The following is a 17,363-nucleotide window of genomic DNA, read 5'->3' as shown; positions in this document are numbered from 1 at the left end:
CATGGCACTTAGTCTGAGAAGAGCGACCTCTGTTCGACTCCGAGTTTCAGGCGTGAGATCGGTCGTTTGATTGACCGATCTCGAAGCAACCGACCGAAGTCGAACTATGGCGGCAGGCGTCAGCCCTCGGTCCGCTCGCCCTCGGCGCCGTCGCGCCGCCGTTCGGCCCGCAGCGCGTCCCAGTGCCGGAGCCGTTCGGTGATCTGCCGTTCGTACCCGTTCCCGGTCGGCTCGTAGTACCGCTCCCGCTCCATGCCGTCGGGGAAGTAGTCGGCACCGGAGAAGCCGGTCTCGGTGTCGGGGTCGTACCGGTAGCCCTTGCCGTAGCCGAGGTCCTTCATCAGCCGGGTGGGGGCGTTGAGGATGTGGGCGGGCGGTATGAGGGACCCCGTCCGCTTCGCGGCGGCGGTAGCCGCGCTGAACCCGCGGTAGACGGCTATCGACTTCGGCGCGGTCGCCAGGTAGACGACGGCCTGGGCGATGGCGAGCTCGCCCTCGGGTGAGCCGAGCCGCTCGTACACGTCCCAGGCGGTGAGCGCCTGGTGCACCGCCTCCGGGTCGGCGATGCCGATGTCCTCGTTGGCGAAGCGGACGATGCGGCGGGCGATGAACAGCGGGTCCTCGCCGCCGTCGAGCATCCGGGCGAGCCAGTACAGGGCGGCGTCCGGGTCGGAGCCGCGCATGGACTTGTGCAGGGCCGAGATCAGGTTGTAGTGGCCTTCCTGGGCCTTGTCGTAGATCGGCGCGCGCTTCTGGACCTCTGCGGCCAGCCCCGCGGTGTCGAGGGGGGCGGTGCCCTCGGGCAGGGCCTGGAGCTGTTCGGCCATGTTGAGCAGGTACCGCCCGTCGCCGTCGGCCATGGCGACGAGCGCGCCCCGGGCGTCGTCGTCCAGGGGCAGCGGCCGGCCGGCTTCCGCCTCGGCGCGGTCGATCAGGGTCTCGAGCGCGGCGCCGTCGAGCCGCCGCAGGACGAACACCTGGCAGCGCGACAGGAGTGCGCCGTTGAGCTCGAAGCTCGGGTTCTCGGTGGTGGCGCCGACGAGGACTGTCGTGCCGTCCTCGACGTAGGGCAGGAAGCTGTCCTGCTGGGCGCGGTTGAAGCGGTGGATCTCGTCGACGAACAGCAGCGTGCCCTGGCCGATCTCGCGACGGCGCTGCGCGGCCGTGAAGATCTTCCGGAGGTCGGCGACGCCCGAGAACGTTGCCGACAGCGGCTCGAACGCGAGGTGCGTCCGCTCCGCGAGGAGCCGGGCGATGGTGGTCTTGCCGCAGCCGGGCGGTCCCCACAGGATCGTCGAGACCATCTGACCGCGGCCGACCAGCCGCCCGATCGGCGCGTCGGGTGCGAGCAGGTGGTCCTGGCCGACGACCTCTTCGAGCACGCGGGGCCGGAGCCGGTCGGCGAGCGGCCGGGGCGGGGCATCGTCCCCGAACAGCGACAGCGTCTCGGGTGCGTCGCTCATCGGGTCACCGTATCGCGGGGCGCCGACCCGCCGTCACGCCTGATGCAGGAAGTCCTTGCGCGGCTGGACCTGGTCAGGCTCGAGGAAGAGCTTGACCACTGCCGGACCCGTCGTGCGCACTATCAGCTCGCCGGCGGTCTGCTCCCAGTCGACGGCGCCGGACCCGCCGAGCAGCGTCACCTCCTTGATCGGCCGCGTGAGCAGGCCCGCGCCACGGCCGAACGCCCGGATCCGCAGCACGCCGTCGGCGGGCTCGGCCAACGGGATCGCGTAGACGTACTCGCCCGTCACGTGCCTCCGCGCGGTGAACCGGAAGTCGGCACCGGTGAACGCGGGCGCCGCACCGTCGACGAACGAGCCGACGGCGACCTCGGTCGGGCCCTCGGCTGCGACCACCCACGGCCGCGTGCCGTAGATCGCCTCGCCGTTGCGGGTCAGCCAGGCGCCGATAGTGCGCAGCAGCTCCTGCTCCTCGTCCGGGATGGTCCCGTCCGGCTTGGGGCCTACGTTGAGCAGCAGCACGCCGTTCTTCGAGACGACGTCGGCGAGCTCGGCGATCAGGTCGTCCGCGGACTTGTACTCGTGGTTGCGCACCCACGACCACGCCGTCTTCGAGACCGAGGTGTCGTTCTGCCAGACCGACGGCCGGATGTCGCCCATCGTGCCCCGCTCGATGTCATAAACGGCGGTTCCCTCGGCGAAGGCGTCCCACTTGTAGTTGATGACCACCTCGCGCCCCCACTGCGCCGCGCGGTTGTAGTAGTAGGCGGCGACCTGCGCGAGGTACGGCTTGAAGGCGGGCTGCTCGATCCACCAGTCGAACCACAGCACCTGCGGGTGGTAGCGGTCGATGATCTCCACCGTCCGCAGCAGCCAGTCCTCCAGGAACCGCTCGTTCGGCGCGGTCTCCTCGCGCTGCGCCGGACCGTAGAAGTCCTGGTACTCGGGAACCAGGACGTCCGAGTCGAACCGCGCACCGCCGTTCATGAAGAACCAGTGCTCCGCACGGTGCGACGACGCGCCGCGCACCATCCAGGCCCGGTCCGTCGCCTCGGAGAGCGCCCCGAACACGTCGCGCTCGGGGCCCATGCGGGCGGCGCTCCAGCGGGAGCGGTCCGTGTCGTACATGGCGAAGCCGTCGTGGTGCTCGGCGACGGGGACGACGAACTGGGCGCCCGCCTGCCGGAACAGCCTGGCCCACGCGTCCGGGTCGAACCGGTCCATGGTGAAGGACGGGATGAAGTCCTTGTAGCCGAAGTCGCGGTGCGCGCCATAGGTCGCGACATGGTGCTCGAACTCCGGCGTACCCTCCCGGTACATCTCCCGCGAGTACCACTCGGTGTTGAAGGCGGGCACCGAGTAGACGCCCCAGTGGATGAAGATGCCGAACTTGGCGTCCTGGTACCACTGCGGCGGCGCGTAGGCGCGCAAGGAGTCCCAGTCGTCGCGGTAGGGGCCGGCGTCGATGACCGCGCGCACCTCCGCGAGGGCGCCGGTGTTGTCGGACACGTCGACCGGCGCCGGCAGCGCGGCAGGGTCGATCGGAGGCAGCGGACCGGTCATGAGGACCTTCTCGTTGATCGGGTGATGGGGTTGATCGGGTGATGGTTCAGCGGCGCGCGAGACGGCCGCCCAGGCCCGCCTCGTCGAAGGCGGCCACGGTTGTCCCGAGATTCTCGGAGAAGTGGGCCCAGCTGTCTACATGCGCGATGAGCACCCGGCGCGCGTCGAGCAGCTTCGCCGCTTCCACCGCGCGTCCGGCGTCGAGGGTCAGCAGGTCGGGCTCGTCGCTGATCACCGGCATGCGCACCGCGCCGGCGAACAGCACCGCCTCCTCGACGTCGAAGCGCTCGGCGACCTCCCGGACGACGTCGAGCGAGGCGTTGTCGCCACTGATGTACACGGCCGGAAGGCCTTCGCCGGTGAGCACGAAGCCGATCACGTCGCCGACCACGGGTTCCGACCCGTCCGGTCCGTGCTGGGCGCGCGTCGCGGTGACCGTGACGGTGCCGCCGCCCGGACGCGGCAGGTCGGTCGACTCCCAGGGCGTCAGGCCGCGGGCGGTGCCGCCGAGACGACCTGCACCGCTGACAGTGGTGAGGGTCAGCGGGACGCCGGCGAGGAAGGCGCGGCCCGCGTTGTCGAGGTTGTCCGCGTGCTCGTCGTGCGACAGGAGCACCGCGTCCACCGCACCCACGCTGCCAGCGGCGACCGGCGAGTCGACGGTGCGCTCCAGCGGCACGTCGCCGGGATACGTTCCCGCACGGTCGAAGGTCGGGTCGGTCAGCAGGCGCAGCCCGCCGTACTCGATCACGACGGTAGGGCCACTGATCACTCGCGCAAGGAACTGCTCGGACTCGGTTGCTGGCACAGACATCTTGTCTTCCTCTCATGGGATCTTCGGAGGTGCCGTGACTCTACGTCGAGCGCGGCCGCGCACCTCCGCGGGGACCTGACTTCGGTCCTTCGCACTGGCACCTGAGTGACTTCGGTCCTTTGCCTTGAGATCGGTCGTTTGATTGACCGATCTCAAGGCAACCGACCGAAGTCACATGGCCGCCCGGACGCGACCCTAGGGCGCTGCGGGCGCGGTGGTCAGGTGGGTGCGCAGGTACCGTCCGGTGACGCTGGCGGCATTGCCCGCGACGTCGTCGGCTGAACCGGTAGCGACCACCATGCCGCCAGCTGCCCCGCCGCCGGGTCCCATGTCGATGATGTGGTCGGCGTTGGCGATCATGTCGAGGTCGTGCTCGATGACGATCACCGTCGCGCCCTGGTCCAGGAGCCGCTGGGTGACGTTCAGGAGCGTACGGACGTCAAGGGGGTGGAGGCCGACGCTCGGTTCGTCAAGGACGAAGAGGGTGTCGGCCTGGTTGCGGTGCAGCTCGGCGGCAAGCTTGAGGCGCTGCGCCTCGCCGCCGGAGAGTGCCGGCGTGTCCTCCCCGAGCGTGAGGTAGCCCAGGCCGAGGTCGACGAGGGCCTGGAGCTTGGTACGGACCTTGCGGATGTCGCCGACGTGCTCAAGGGCGTGCCCGACGGTGGAGGCGAGCAGCTCCGGCAGCGAGATGCCCTCCCCCGCGTCGTCGCCGGCGTGCCGCCCCGGCGAGGGGCGACGGATGGTCGACGCGTCCGGGGCGTACCGGGTGCCGCCGCAGTCCGGGCAGGCGATGTCGACGTCGGGCAGGAACTGCACGTCCAGGACGATCTGCCCGGTGCCCTCGCAGCGCGGGCACCGCAGCGACCCGGTGTTGTAGGAGAAGTCGGCGGCGGTCAGGCCGCGCTCGGCGGCGGTCTCGGTGGCGGCGAAGGCCCGGCGCAGGTCGTCCATGATGCCGCTGTATGTGGCGACGGTGGACCGGACGTTGACGCCGATCGGGGTGGCGTCGACGACGTCGGCCCGGCGGATCCCTGGCGCGTCGACCACGGTGACGTGCGCCGGCACGGGGCCGCCCGCCGCCGCTGCCTGGACGGCGGGCACGAGGCTGTCGAGGATGAGCGTCGTCTTGCCGGAACCAGAGGCTCCGGTGACCGCGGTCAGACGACCGAGGGGGACGTCGACGTTCAGAGCGTGCACGGTGTGCAGGGGTGCGGTCTCGAGATGGATGCTGCCGCGACCGAAGACGTCGTCGCGGCCGGCCCGGTCGCGGATCACCACTGGTTCACGTCCGGTGAGGAACCCGCCCAGCAGCGAGGCGGGATCGTTGTCGAGGTCCTCGACGGTGCCCGTCGCCAGGACCGTGCCGCCCTCGACGCCGGAACCCGGCCCGATCTCGATCAGCCAGTCGGCCTCGCGCAGCACCTGCACGTCATGGTCGACCAGGACCACCGAGTTCCCGTCCCGCAGGAGGTCCTGGATCACCCCGAGCAGGCCGTCCACGTTCGAGGGGTGCAGGCCGATGGACGGTTCGTCCAGGACGTAGAGCACTCCGGTGGTCCGGTTCCGGACCGCGCGGGCCAGCTGGACCCGCTGCCGCTCCCCCGTCGACAGGGTGGAGCCCGCCCGGTCCAGGCTCAGGTAGCCCAGCCCGAGCTCGACCAGCCGGCCGGCCATCTCCTGCAGCTTGTCGACCAGGTTCTGCGCCATCGGGCGCATGTCCGACGGCAGCGTGCCGGGCAAGGACGGGGCCCAGGCCATCACCTCGTCGAGCGTCTTGGCGGTCGCCTCGGCGAGGTTGATGCCGGCGACCTGGGAACCGAGCGCCTTCTGGCTCAGCCGGGTGCCGTGGCAGGTCGAACACCTCTGCGCGCTGATGAACCTGTTCACGCGGGCCAGGCCGCGTTCGGTGGTGGCCTTGTCCAGCGCCTCCTGCACCGCGAGGCGTGCGTTCCGGTAGGTGAAGTTCAGCTCGAACAGCTTGCCGCTCTTCGAGGGCACCGAGATGTGCCGCTTCTCCTCCGGCCCGTGCATCACGGTCTCCCGTTCGGCGGCGGTGAGCGCGCTGTACGGGACGTCGGTGCGGACGCCGAGCTCGGCCACCACCTGCGGCATCACCGTCAGCCCGAACATCGACCACGGCGCCACCGCGCCGCCGTCGATCGTCCTGCTCGGGTCGGGCACGAGGGAGGCCTCGTCGATCTCCCGCACCACACCGGTACCAGAGCAGGCAGGGCACGCCCCGTCGGAGTTGAACGCGAGCACCTCGGCGCCCGGCGGGTAGAACACCGCCGCGCAGACCGGGCACACCAGGTCCAGGTTCGCCGCCACGTCGATCGTCGGGTCCAGGCGATGGCCGTTGGGGCACAGGTGCGAGCCCAGCCGGGAGAACATCAGGCGCAGCACGTTCAGCAGCTCGGTGGAGGTACCGAACGTGCTGCGCACGCCTGGCACGGCCGGCCGTTGCCGCAGCGCGAGCGCCGCGGGAACGTGCTCGACGCTGTCGACGGCCGCTCGCGGCGCATGGGACATCCGCCGGCGGGTATAGGTCGAGAGCGCCTCGACGTAGCGGCGAGACCCCTCGGCGTAGAGCACCCCCATGGCGAGCGACGACTTCCCGGATCCGGAGACGCCGGCGATAGCGACCAGCCGTCGCAGCGGCACGGTCACGTCCACGTCCTTGAGGTTGTGGACCTTCGCCCCGCGCACCTCGATCGCGAGTGGTGCATCGCCCCACCCGCTGCGTGCCGACTTGTCCACTATCGAGCCTCCCGCTTCCGTCTGTTCGCGTCGAAGACGACGCAACTCCATTCCGCGGCAACTATATCCGCTACGCTCGGTGGTGTCTCGCCAGTAGGGCCGGGCCCTCTTCGGGGTGCCCGCACACGGGCCGCGAGACATTCGCAGAGGCCCACAGCTGGGCGGACGGAGATGATTCGATGAGCGGTCCGGCACTCAATTCAGTTGCCTGGTTCGAGATCGGGAGCGACCGGCCCGAAGAGGTCAAGAAGTTCTTCGGCGACCTGTTCGAGTGGCAGTTCAAGCTGAACACGGACCTGGAGGGTGTGGACTACCACGCCGCGATCACCCCGGGCGCCCCCGGCCCGGCCGGCGGGATCTTCGACCACGCCGGCAAGTTCGCCGACTACGCGGTCTTCTACGTCTTGGTCGCGGACGTTCCCGCCACCGTCGAGCGGGCGAAGTCGCTCGGCGGCGAGGTAGTCATGGAGCCGGTCACGGACGCCGCGGGCGTCAGCTTCGCGCGCCTGCGCGACAACACCGGCCACCACTTCGGCGTCTTCTCGGCACCTGCCCCGACCGAGTAGCCGCACGGAGCAGCAGTCGCGGGAGGGGCGCTTCCTCGCGCCCCGCCCGCGATCGCCTCAGGCGGAAAGCGGCTCGTCGACGGCGAACGCGCTCGTTCGCAGCAGCCTCAGGCTGAGCGCCAGGCGTTCCAGCTCGCCCTCGCCGAGGACGGACCGGAAGCGGAGGGCGAGCTCGTCCTCGAAGACAGGGACGGCCTCGGCCAGCTTCTGTTGCCCCGTCTCAGTGAGCTCCAGCAGCGCCGAACGGCCGTCCTGGGGGTTGGGGATGCGACGACAGAACCCTGCCACCACTATGCGATCGACCACCTTGCTGGTGCCGCCCACCGAGATCGCGAACTCCGTGGCGATGTCCTGCACCCGACGACGGGGCTCGCGGCCCAGCAGCTGCATGATCTCGAACCACGTGAGCTGCAGGTCGCAGTCGGTGCGCAACCTGGTATCGACCGCGGCCCACAGCTCCGTCTCGAAGCGCACGAGGTCGTGGTACAGCCTCTTGAGGTCCGCCATCTTCTTTTCCTCAACCCGTCCCGGAGCCCGACGTCCGCCGGAACGGCGTGGGCTCCCCTGCTCCGATGAACGTTTCCATAGAAACTAGTTCGGCTCAGATTGTAGCGCGCGGGACGCGCCTGCCCGAGTGGCATACGGGCGGCCATTGACCAGATACATCAGACGTCATACGTTATGCGGCGTCGGTCAATGAAGACTCAGGAGCGTGCAACTTGCCAGGAGAACAGAGACGACGTCGGCTGCGTGACCTCGAACCACGCGCCCGCGCCACTGCGATCATCGTGATCACCGCCCTCCTGGGGGCGGTGACGCCGACCATGACCTCCACTGCCCTGACCTCTACCGCCGCGGAGCCCACCGTGAAGATGATCTACGCAGCCCCCGAGGCGCACGGAACCCGGGGCACCAAGGCGCAGCCCTGCTCACTGGCCCGGGCGCAGGCACACGCGCGCCGGCTCGCGGCGGCCGGCCACTCCGTGGTGGTCACGCTGGCCGGCGGTCGTTACGAGCTCGCCGCTCCCCTGCGGTTCGACGCGCGCGACTCCGGCGTCGGCGACGCGACGGTGACGTACCGCGCCGCTCCCGGGGAACGACCGGTCCTGACCGGTGCGTCGAAGGTCCGCGGCTGGACGAGGTCGAGTATCGGCGACGGGATCTGGAGGGCCAGGACGCCGGTGGGCCTGGACACGAGGCAGCTCTACGTGGACGAGAAGCTGGCCCCGCGCGCGAGCATCGCCGTCGACCCGTCCGCCATCGCCCTGAACAGGATGGGGTTCACGATCAAGGACCAGGCGCTGCAGGCGCGGCTGGCCCGGGTCGCCGACCCCTCCCGGCTCGAGCTGCAGTCCGTGGCCTCGTTCACCAACAGGTACCTGCCGGTGAAGAGCGTCGCGGGCGCGGCGGTGACCATGGCGCAGCCCTCCTGGGACAACAACACGTTCGGCTACGACGTCGTCCAGCAGCCTTTCCGTACCCCGGAGTTCTCTCTCGAGAATGCTCCAGAGCTGCTGAGCGCGGCGGGTCAGTGGGCCATCGTCCCCTCCGCGGGCAGGCTGTACTACCGCGCCGGCGACGGCGTGAACCCGAACACGCTGGACGTCGAGCTCCCGAGGCTCGAGTCCGTGCTGCAGGTCGCCGGGACGTACGACGCCCCGGCGCGCAACCTCGTCTTCGAGGGACTGACCTTCACCGGGACGTCCTGGATGCACCCGAGCACCGACGACGGGTTCGCCTCCCAGCAGACCGGCACCTACGTGACGGGCGTGTCCGCCGAGCGGCCGGCCGACGCCTTCGACACGTGCAGGGTCGGGTGCTCGGGCTTCGAGTCGACGCGAGCGGCCTGGGGCATGATCGCAGGGGCCGTACAGGTCTCGGCGGCGACGAACATCGACTTCGCCGACAACGTCTTCGTCAACCTGGGCTCGCAAGGCCTCGGCATCGGCAACGACGGCGGCGCGAACGCGTCAGGGGTAGACCTCGGCGCCAGGAACATCACCGTCACCGGCAACCGGTTCGAGGAGCTGGCGGGCGGCGGCATCATCGTCGGCGGATCGCGTCTCGACGCCCACCACCCGAGCCGGCCCGAGATGACCAACAGCGACATCGTGATCGACAACAACGTCATCCACGACATCGGCATCGACTACAAGGACCAGGACGGGGTGTTCGCTACCTACGTCGACGGCCTCACGGTGAGCCACAACCTGATCTACAACCAGCCGTACAGCGCGATCGGCGTGGGCTTCGGCTGGGGCGCCTGGGACGCCGGCGGCAGCCAGGTCTACGAGGACCGCGGCACCTACGAGCACTGGCCGCGGTACGCCACTCCCACGGTGGCCCGCGACTACCGCATAGTCAACAACCGGATGGACAACGTGGTCACCCGCATGAACGACGCGGCGTGCATCTACACCCTCGGGTCGGTACCGGGATCGCTCATCGACGGCAACTACTGCACGGACCTGGGCAACGACCGCCTGGACTACTCGTGGCCGGTCTACCTCGACGAGGCCTCCCGGTACTGGACGGTGTCCAACAACGTCTTCCTCGGCATCCCCGACGGGCTGCACACGAACCGGGCGCCCAGCGGCCAGCCCAACAGCCACCTCACGGCCGTGAACAACTACCTGAGCGCGAACGCCGCCACGGAGGACCTCACCAGGGCGCCCGACTCGACCAGCACCAACCTCGTGGCGGTGCACGAGCCGAACGTGCCGCTGGAGGCGTCGCGGATCATCTTCGGGTCCGGCCTGCGGGACCGCGCGGCGGCCGACGACGACCACCCGCCGGTCGGCGCCCAGCTGAGCGTGCCGGACGGCCGGCTCGGGTCGGGCCAGAGCGTCACGGTCACGGCTGCCCTCGAGAACTTCGACACGGCACGGTCCGCGACCGCCGTGTCCACCACGCTCACCGGTCCGGAGGGCTGGACGGTCACGCCGGCTCCGGACCAGCCGGACACCATCCGAGGGGGCGACAGCGTCACCGCGGGCTGGACCGTGACGGCGCCCGAGCGCCCGACGTCGTCCGCCCCGCAGGAGTTCACGGCGACTATCGGCTACACCTATCGCGGTGTGCCCTTCACCGCGACGCGCACCGTCACGCTCGCCCAGAAGCTGCCGCCGGTGACGTCGCTGTCCACCTTCGCCGGCGGTGGTGCCGCGATGGAGTTCGGCGAGCTCGACGGGTCCCACTCGATGACCGGCTACTCCGGCGACACGATGGGCCTGTTCGGGATCGACCAGGACTCCTACGGGACGATCTACGAGGACGCTGCCGCGGGGACGACCTCGACGGTCACCGCCCGCGTCACTGCCTACGACCAGGTCGTCGGATCGTCCAAGGCCGGCATCGTGCTCCGGAACGACCTCACGGAGGCAGGAACCGGTCAGGGGTACGTCTCCCTCATGGTGCAGTCCGAGGGCGTCACCCTGTTCAACGACAGCAACGGTGACGGCAAGGTCGACGAGTTCTACCCGCTCCGCTCGGGCCCCACCACCGGACCGCTGTGGCTGCGGCTGACGCGGGACGGCGGGTCCGTGAAGGGGTCCTACTCGGCCGACGGCGTGACGTGGACCGTTCTCGCGCAGACGCTCACGCTGAACAACCCCACGGCGAACCTGGACGCGGGGCTGATCTACGTGCCCGACACAGGCACCACGCCCACCTCGCCCAAGGGCACGGCCAGCTTCGACTCCTTCTCCGTCGAGTAGCCGGCTCCCCCGCCGCAGTCAGCCTGCGGCGGGGGTGCCCCGGTCCGAAGGGGCCGACGTCGGCATGCGGCGGCGCTGCCAGGCATCCAGGATGTGCCGGTTCATGTTCTCGTGCGCCTCGTCGGCGTTGCCCGCGGCGATCGCCGCGAAGACCGCCTCGTGCTCGGCGAGGGTGGTCCGGATGCTGTCCCGCGAGTCGACGCCCCGGAACCTGCTGTTGGCGCGGGCTCGCTCGAAGAGGGTCCGCGCGATGCTCTCGGCGAGCCGGTTGCCGGAGAACGACATCACCGCCACATGGAAGGCCGCGTCCGCCGCCCGGAACGCCTCGTCGTCGTGCGACGAGTCGCGCATCTGTTGCAGGTGCCCCTCGAGCTCCTCGAGCTGGACGTCCGAACGCCGGACCGCGGCGTCGGCGGCCATCACCGACTCCAGCTGGGCCCGGACGACGCTCAGCTCGTCCAGGACACCGAGCGAGTCGTCATGCTTGATCAGTGACGTGAGCACCACCTGATCGAGGATGTTCCACGAGCTCGTGGGCCGCACCGAGGTGCCACGACCGCGGGCGATGGTGACCAGGCCCTTTTCCTCGATGCGCTTCACCGACTCGCGGATCACCGTCCGGCTGACGCCGAACCGCTCCGCGAGCGTCCCCTCCGGCGGGAGCAGGTCACCGGGCCGGACGGCGCCCGAGACTATGACGTCGACGATGGCGTCGACAACCGCGATCCCGAGAGTCGGCGACGGTTCGCGCTTGTCGAAGAGCGGGAAGCCCGTCTCGGGTCGAGGGTCACTGGGCATGCGGCGATCATAGGCCAGACGCCGACGCGCGAACCCGGGCCATCGTCTGCACCAGCATGCGGCTGGGCGGGCTCGTCCTGCACCAGCACGTGGCCCGTCTGCCGGAGGTCGACTCCATCACCGACGCCGGCCCTCAGCTCGGCCGCACCACGCTCGACGTCGTCTCCCCCGGCATCCTGCCCGACGGCGTCGCCGACCAGATCAAGCGGGCGTCGGGCTGCTCGGGCTCCGCCGTCGCGACCTGGACGCTGCCTAGCGCTCTGTGCGCAGGGCGGCGTTCCTCGCCCGCTCGATATCGGCGGCCGGGTACGGAGTCCGCTTGGTCGCCGTCAGCAGGGCATCGTGAAACTCGTCCAGCACGGCAGCCGACGCGGCATGCCGGTTGATGATCGCGACGATCGCGGGCGGGATTCCCCCTGGTCGATCACCCGCTGCCCAGCGCAGCAGGAACGCCTCGTGCTGCAGGCCGCCACGCACGCTGTCGGGCAGGTGATAACGGAGCAGGTGCGCCGCGACGTAGCAGCGGTCGTACCCGAGATGCTCGGAAAGGAAGCCTGCTTCGTCCGACGAGAGCTCGAAGCCGGAGCTCAGGGCCAGACCGAAGTCGGCGAAGTAGATCAACCGGCCGTCGGTCAAGACGTTGTTGAAATGGGCGTCGAAGTGGACGAGCCCGCGGGAGCTCATGAACTCGGCCCCATCGGCCAGGGTCTCGTCCACCCACGCGTACAGCGGGCCGTCCTCACCTTCCTGAGCCCGCCGACGGTCCGCCAACCACGCGGAGAGCGTCTGTGGCACATGTTCCAGGAAGAGCACCAGGCTGAAGGAGGACCGGCCGATGGCCTCCAGCCGCTCGCGCACGGCGGACGAGCCCTCCCAGTACGCAACAGCCCCGTCGATGCCTCCGAACTGGTCGGCGAAATCCTGCGGAGGCGAGTCCGGCAGGACCCGCCAGTGGTACAGCAACGGAAAGCCCTCGTACTCGTTCCCCAGTACCCAGCCGGTGGTCATCGCGTGCACGGCCAGCTCACGCCAGGCGCCGAATCCGGCCGAGCCCACCCCGTACTGATAGAACATCGGCAGCCCGAAGAGATTGGCCGTCGACCGCAGGTTCTCCGGCCGCAGCTCAAGGTCCGTCAGAGGGACCCGCTTGACGAAGACACGAGCGCCGGCAACCTCCAGCTCCGCCGACGAGCCTCCGATCCCGGACCCAAGAGGAGCCGCTGTAGCGACGATCTCGCCGAGCCGCCGGTCGCTCAGCAGCGACAAGTGCGTGGAGACGGCTCCGTACGCGGCCAGGCGCGAGGCATGCCGCAGATCCTGCTGACCCATCAACGACTCCTCATCTCGGCGACCCCCTACACTCGCGCCATGGTGACGTACGACGAGGTCTGGGCCGACGACACGACCCTGCTGTGCAACGACGGGCACGTGCTCGAGCTCTTCGGGTTCACCGACGCCCACCGGGACCACCTCGCCATGCACCGCCCTCGCATCGAGATCGAGGAGCGCAAACGCTCGACAAAGGTAGTTGTCAAGACCACCCGCGGGAGCCACACGTTCGACGCCGATCCCGCGCAGGTCGACGCGGTCCGGGCGTTCGCAACGAGGCTCGACGAGGCCGTGGCGCTCGCGATCACCCGCACCCCGCCGAGACCCTGACCGCAGGGCCCGTCCCGCCCGACGTTGACGCCCTCGTGCCCGAGGTGCGGGAGTCCCGCACCGGGCACGAGGGCGTGCGTCACACGTCAGCCTGCGTCAATCTGCGTTAGTCCGCTTCAAGCGGGACGGCTTAGAAGAAGTTGCGCGGGTCGAAGTCCTTGGCCAGGTCCGAGAGCTGCTGACCCGCCCCGGAGACCTGGTCCCCGAGCCCGGACAGGGCGCCGTCGGCCGTGCCGGCCAGGCCCTCGACACCAGCAGCGGCCTCGCCGACGGCGCCGTTACCGAGCTCACCGACACCCGCGGCGGCCTCGTCGAGGGCACCCGTGCCGAGCTCGCTGACCGAGGACGTGAGCCCCTCGACGTCGACGCCCGACGCGAGCGCCTCGAAGTCGACTCCAAGGTTCGCCGCGTTCTCCAGGAGCGGGCCCGCCACGCTGCTCACCGCCGCGCCGGCCGCGACCGCGCCCAGGATGCCAACGGCCCCGACGGCAACTCCCGCCACGGCTGCGCCCGCGCCGACCTTCGTCAGCGTCGACCGCATCGAGCCCGGCTGGCGCGCCTCCGAACGGGCTGCTGCCCGGGACAGATCCGGGACGCTGGCCGAGCGGGGCTGCTCGTGCGGCGGCAGCTCCATCTGCATGCGCTGCAGCACCGCCTCACGCTGCGCCGGTGTCAGCCGGGCGAACGACTCGGCATGGATCTGCTCGATCTGCTGCGGTTCGGCGGTACGCATGAGGTAGTCGTAGCGGGCGATGGCCTGCCGGTCGGCGTCGGTGGACGCCTGCGCGCCCGGCCGACCCTGCGGAACGGGCCGAGCCTGCGGGGCGGGCGCGTGGCCCTGCCCTGCCGCGGGCTGGGAACGCCCGTTGACCGCTCCGACGACGTCCTCGAGCGTGGACCGCCAGGACTTCTGCCCCGTCGAACCGCCCTGCGGTGCCCCCTGTTGCTGCTGCCCGGTCTGGGAGTCGAGCACCTTCTTGGCGAGGCCGATCATGTTGGAGAGCTTGGACATGCGGTCCGTTCCTTCCGTCGGTCTGGGGCACCACCCTTCCAGGTCCTGATGAGAAGTTCGTGAGAGCCTGATGAGAGGTGTCTCAGCCCGCTGGCGGCGAGCCGGTCAGTCGGCTATGTGGGCGGTGCGGTCGCTCGGACGGTATGACAAGGCCCCTCACCTCCATAGAGAGGTGAGGGGCCCTCGGTCTGGCAGACCGACGTCACTCCACGCCGAGCGCCGCCACCGGTGAGGTGCGGGCGGCGGCCCGGGCCGGCAGGACCGACGCGAGCAGGCCGGCGATCAGGGCGATGGCCAGGACGATGCCCAGGTCCGCCCATGGGACGGCGTACCGGACGTCGCCCATGACGGACAGCGCGGTGGCCGCCCCCGCCCAGCCGAACACGAGCCCCAGCACGATGCCGAGGACCGCACCGACGCCCGCGATGAGCACGCCCTCCACGGCGAGCATGCCGCGCAGCTGCTCCTTGCTCAGGCCGATGGCCCGCAGGGTCGCGGACTCGCGGGTCCGCTCGATGACCGAGAGGGACAGCGTGTTGGTCACGCCGATCAGGGCGATCACGACGGCGACGGCGAGCAGACCCACCACGATGCCGAGGATCACGTCGACCACCTGGCGGAACTGCGCCGCCTGGGCGGCCGGCCCCATGACGAACGCACCGCCGTCCACCTGCGCGACGGCGTCCTGGACGTCCGCCAGCACGGTGGTCGCCTCGCCGCCCGAGATGTGCGCCCAGACGTCGGTCATCGTGTCCTCGGCGGGGACGTTCACGCGGGCGAGGTCGGCGGCCGTGATCGTGCGGTCGAGCGCGCCGGCGGTCGTGATGACGACGGTCAGGTCGACCGAGCCGTCGGCGCTCGTCGCCGTGACCGGGTCGCCCGCGTCGAGGGACATCTCGTCGGCCGTGGCCTGGGTGAGCAGGATCGAGCCTTCGGTCAGCAGCCGGGCTTCCTCCGGCACGTTCACCACGGCGGCGAGCTCGTCGGGGTCCACGCCGACGACGCTCGAGTCCGCCACGTCGCCGAGCGTGACCGTCGCACTCGTCACGAGGGCCGTGTCCGCGATGCCGGGGGTATCGGCCACGGCGTCGTGCAGACCCTCGACGTAGTCGGGCGAGGACGCCGACACGCTCACGTCGTACGGGAACTGCTCGTCGAGCAGGCTGTCCGCGGACATCCGGGCGCTGGCCGCACCCGTGGACATCATGGTCACGAGCGTGACGCCGATGAGCAGCGCCGTGGAGGTCGCCGCCGTCCGGCGCGGGTTGCGCAGGGTGTTGGCGACCGCCAGGCGAGCGGCTGGACCCGTACGAGCCACGAGCGAGCCCAGCAGCGCCGCGACGCGGGGCAGCCACAGCACCGCGCTCAGCACGACGCCGAAGAACGCCAGGGCACCGCCGCCGACCGCGGCGACCAGACCGAGCTGGGTGCCGCCGTTCATCCCGAGGGCCACGCCGCCGCCGAGCGCCGCGAAGCCGCCGATCAGGGCGAGCAGCGAGATCACGAGGCGGGTGCGGCCGGAGCGGGCGCGCAGCGTCGGGGCGTCGGACGGCCGCAGCGCGGCGAGCGGCGCGACCCGGGTGGCCGAGCGGGCGGGGGCCAGGGCGGCCAGGACGGTCACGCCGGCACCTACCGCGAGCGGGAGCACCACCGCCTGCCAGGTCGGCGTGATCGTCGCGGGCAGCGGCACGCCCAGGTCGAAGGCCGGCGCCACCATGAGCGCGACCTGGGCGAGCACGAAGCCCGTCAGGATGCCCACCGCCGAGGCGACCACACCCAGGATCACCGCCTCGAGCAGCACGCTGCGGTAGAGCTGGCCGGTGCCCGCGCCGATGCAGCGCAGCAGGGCGAGCGTCCGCGTCCGCTGGGCGACGAGCACCTGGAACGTGTTGGTGATGACCATGGCCGCGATGAGCAGCGCGATGGCGGCGAACGTCATGACGAACACGAGGAAGACGAGGTCCTGGCCGCCGGTCTGCGCGGCGGCCCGCGCCGTCGCGACCTCCTCGGTGGTGTCGACGGCCACGCCGCGGTCGGACCCGCCGGCGGCAGCGTCGAGGGACCCAGCAAGGGACTCGGCGAGTGGACCGGGCACGCTTCCGCCGTCCAGCGGTGCGTCGAGCGCGACGAGCAGCTCGGTGACCGGGTTCGGGAAGGGCTCTGCCGCGTTCCAGGCGTCAAGCGTGGCCGCGGGGATCGCTGCGGCCCCGCCGTACACGGAGTAGGCACCGTAGGGGTCGGCGGCGAGGCCGGTCACGGTAAGGGTCTCGGTGACGTCCTTCGGCTCGCCCAGCTCGGCCGTCGGGTCATCCGCCTGGCTGTCGGCCCAGCCCTCGGGGTACACGGTGCGCTTGAGCGTCACGGTGTCGCCCAGGCCGACCTCGAGCCGCTCGGCCAGGTTCGACGTCAGTGCCACCTCGCCGTCGGCGGCCGGCCAGGCGCCGTCGGTCAGCTCGAGCGGCGAGAGCCGCGGGTCCTCGGGGACCGGCGCGAACGTCTGGTAGCCGCCCTTGCCGCCGTTGCGCAGGTCGCCGAACCAGCTCGTGAGCGGCTGGACGGTCGCGACGCCGTCGACGGCCGAGACGGCGCTGACGTCGTCGCCGGTGAACGAGCTATCTTCGGAGGTCGACACGACGACGTCGGCCTTCGCGTACTGCGCCGCGACCATGTCGTGCGTGGTGCCCTGGATGACGCCGCCCGCGAGCAGCGTCACGGTGACGAATGCCGTGCTGATCAGGATCGCCACTCCCGCGGCGGCGAGGCGGCCGGCACTGCGCCGCATCTGCCCGAGGGTCAGTCGGGCGGTGGGGAACGACGTCGCCATCACGCACCCGTCCGAGGGGTGGTCGCGACGGCGGGTTCGAGGGTGCGCAGCGCGTCCAGGCCCGCCATCGCGGAATCAGGCGTGGGGTCGCTGATGTCGCCCGCGATCCGGCCGTCCGCGATCAGAACCGCCCGGTCCGCATACGCGGCCGCGGACGGGTCGTGGGTGACCATGATGATCGTGCGACCCAG

At 70.7% G+C, this 17,363-nt stretch carries 12 protein-coding genes and 1 pseudogene; 3 read left to right on the top strand and 10 right to left on the bottom strand.

Translation table 11 applies throughout. The features are described 5' to 3' along the window. Positions 1–119: 119 nt before the first annotated feature. The 4 genes from AB0F70_RS27105 to AB0F70_RS27090 form a co-directional block, all read right to left on the bottom strand. Positions 120–1,463, bottom strand: coding sequence for a replication-associated recombination protein A (locus AB0F70_RS27105; RefSeq protein WP_357456328.1), 1,344 nt, complete (start codon positions 1,461–1,463; stop codon positions 120–122). 33 nt (positions 1,464–1,496) lie between these two features. Next, entirely contained in the window at positions 1,497–3,026 is a 1,530-nt protein-coding gene (locus tag AB0F70_RS27100) for an alpha-L-fucosidase (protein WP_357456325.1), read from the bottom strand. Positions 3,027–3,072: 46 nt separating this feature from the next. After that, on the bottom strand, positions 3,073–3,840 hold the full coding sequence (locus AB0F70_RS27095) for an MBL fold metallo-hydrolase (RefSeq protein ID WP_357456322.1): 768 nt from the start codon (positions 3,838–3,840) through the stop codon (positions 3,073–3,075). A gap of 195 nt (positions 3,841–4,035) precedes the next feature. Beyond that, positions 4,036–6,597, bottom strand: coding sequence for an excinuclease ABC subunit UvrA (locus AB0F70_RS27090; RefSeq protein WP_357456319.1), 2,562 nt, complete (start codon positions 6,595–6,597; stop codon positions 4,036–4,038). Positions 6,598–6,776: 179 nt separating this feature from the next. Between AB0F70_RS27090 and AB0F70_RS27085 the strand changes: the two genes are divergently transcribed. Then, positions 6,777–7,163 carry a VOC family protein gene (locus tag AB0F70_RS27085; protein WP_357456316.1) on the top strand — a complete coding sequence of 129 codons (387 nt, stop codon included), beginning with the start codon at positions 6,777–6,779 and terminating at the stop codon, positions 7,161–7,163. Positions 7,164–7,220: 57 nt separating this feature from the next. Here AB0F70_RS27085 and AB0F70_RS27080 read toward each other — a convergent pair whose 3' ends face one another. Then, complete coding sequence (locus AB0F70_RS27080) at positions 7,221–7,670, bottom strand: MarR family transcriptional regulator (RefSeq protein ID WP_357456313.1); 450 nt, start codon at positions 7,668–7,670, stop codon at positions 7,221–7,223. A gap of 212 nt (positions 7,671–7,882) precedes the next feature. Between AB0F70_RS27080 and AB0F70_RS27075 the strand changes: the two genes are divergently transcribed. Next, on the top strand, positions 7,883–10,879 hold the full coding sequence (locus tag AB0F70_RS27075; RefSeq protein ID WP_357456310.1) for an NEW3 domain-containing protein: 2,997 nt from the start codon (positions 7,883–7,885) through the stop codon (positions 10,877–10,879). 18 nt (positions 10,880–10,897) lie between these two features. Here AB0F70_RS27075 and AB0F70_RS27070 read toward each other — a convergent pair whose 3' ends face one another. Together AB0F70_RS27070 and AB0F70_RS27065 are read right to left on the bottom strand one after the other, a co-directional pair. Then, on the bottom strand, positions 10,898–11,677 hold the full coding sequence (locus tag AB0F70_RS27070) for a FadR/GntR family transcriptional regulator (RefSeq protein WP_357456307.1): 780 nt from the start codon (positions 11,675–11,677) through the stop codon (positions 10,898–10,900). Positions 11,678–11,929: 252 nt separating this feature from the next. Continuing rightward, positions 11,930–13,006 (bottom strand): protein kinase family protein, encoded by a 1,077-nt coding sequence (locus tag AB0F70_RS27065; protein WP_357456304.1) that lies wholly within the window; start codon positions 13,004–13,006, stop codon positions 11,930–11,932. Positions 13,007–13,045: 39 nt separating this feature from the next. Here AB0F70_RS27065 and AB0F70_RS27060 point away from each other — a divergent pair, with 39 nt between their 5' ends. Then, the gene (locus AB0F70_RS27060) at positions 13,046–13,336 is read left to right on the top strand and encodes a hypothetical protein (protein WP_357456301.1); all 291 of its coding nucleotides are present in this window, start codon (positions 13,046–13,048) and stop codon (positions 13,334–13,336) included. A 130-nt stretch (positions 13,337–13,466) separates the two neighbouring features. Here AB0F70_RS27060 and AB0F70_RS27055 read toward each other — a convergent pair whose 3' ends face one another. The 3 genes and pseudogenes from AB0F70_RS27055 to AB0F70_RS27045 form a co-directional block, all read right to left on the bottom strand. Then, positions 13,467–14,348: a cation-transporting ATPase gene (locus tag AB0F70_RS27055; protein ID WP_357456298.1), complete on the bottom strand. Its 882-nt coding sequence runs from the start codon at positions 14,346–14,348 to the stop codon at positions 13,467–13,469. A 202-nt stretch (positions 14,349–14,550) separates the two neighbouring features. Next, on the bottom strand, positions 14,551–17,172 hold the full coding sequence (locus AB0F70_RS27050) for an FtsX-like permease family protein (protein ID WP_357456295.1): 2,622 nt from the start codon (positions 17,170–17,172) through the stop codon (positions 14,551–14,553). Further along, positions 17,172–17,363 (bottom strand): annotated as a pseudogene (locus AB0F70_RS27045) (ABC transporter ATP-binding protein); the annotation flags it as partial. The gene AB0F70_RS27050 and the pseudogene AB0F70_RS27045, both read right to left, overlap by 1 nt.

The organism is Promicromonospora sp. NPDC023805, assembly GCF_040639635.1.
Lineage (GTDB): Bacteria > Actinomycetota > Actinomycetes > Actinomycetales > Cellulomonadaceae > Promicromonospora.
The sequence above is the reverse complement of the archived record's forward strand: the minus strand, read 5'-3'. Positions and strand labels throughout refer to the sequence as shown.

Bases quoted from the DNA above. Each gene is read 5' to 3' on its own strand.
- AB0F70_RS27105 (WP_357456328.1), bottom strand. From the start codon at position 1,463: ATGAGCGACGCACCCGAGACGCTGTCGCTGTTCGGGGACGATGCCCCG.
- AB0F70_RS27085 (WP_357456316.1), top strand. From the start codon at position 6,777: ATGAGCGGTCCGGCACTCAATTCAGTTGCCTGGTTCGAGATCGGGAGC.
- AB0F70_RS27055 (WP_357456298.1), bottom strand. From the start codon at position 14,348: ATGTCCAAGCTCTCCAACATGATCGGCCTCGCCAAGAAGGTGCTCGAC.
- AB0F70_RS27050 (WP_357456295.1), bottom strand. From the start codon at position 17,172: ATGGCGACGTCGTTCCCCACCGCCCGACTGACCCTCGGGCAGATGCGG.
- AB0F70_RS27060 (WP_357456301.1), top strand. From the start codon at position 13,046: ATGGTGACGTACGACGAGGTCTGGGCCGACGACACGACCCTGCTGTGC.
- AB0F70_RS27080 (WP_357456313.1), bottom strand. From the start codon at position 7,670: ATGGCGGACCTCAAGAGGCTGTACCACGACCTCGTGCGCTTCGAGACG.
- AB0F70_RS27070 (WP_357456307.1), bottom strand. From the start codon at position 11,677: ATGCCCAGTGACCCTCGACCCGAGACGGGCTTCCCGCTCTTCGACAAG.
- AB0F70_RS27065 (WP_357456304.1), bottom strand. From the start codon at position 13,006: ATGGGTCAGCAGGATCTGCGGCATGCCTCGCGCCTGGCCGCGTACGGA.
- AB0F70_RS27095 (WP_357456322.1), bottom strand. From the start codon at position 3,840: ATGTCTGTGCCAGCAACCGAGTCCGAGCAGTTCCTTGCGCGAGTGATC.
- AB0F70_RS27100 (WP_357456325.1), bottom strand. From the start codon at position 3,026: ATGACCGGTCCGCTGCCTCCGATCGACCCTGCCGCGCTGCCGGCGCCG.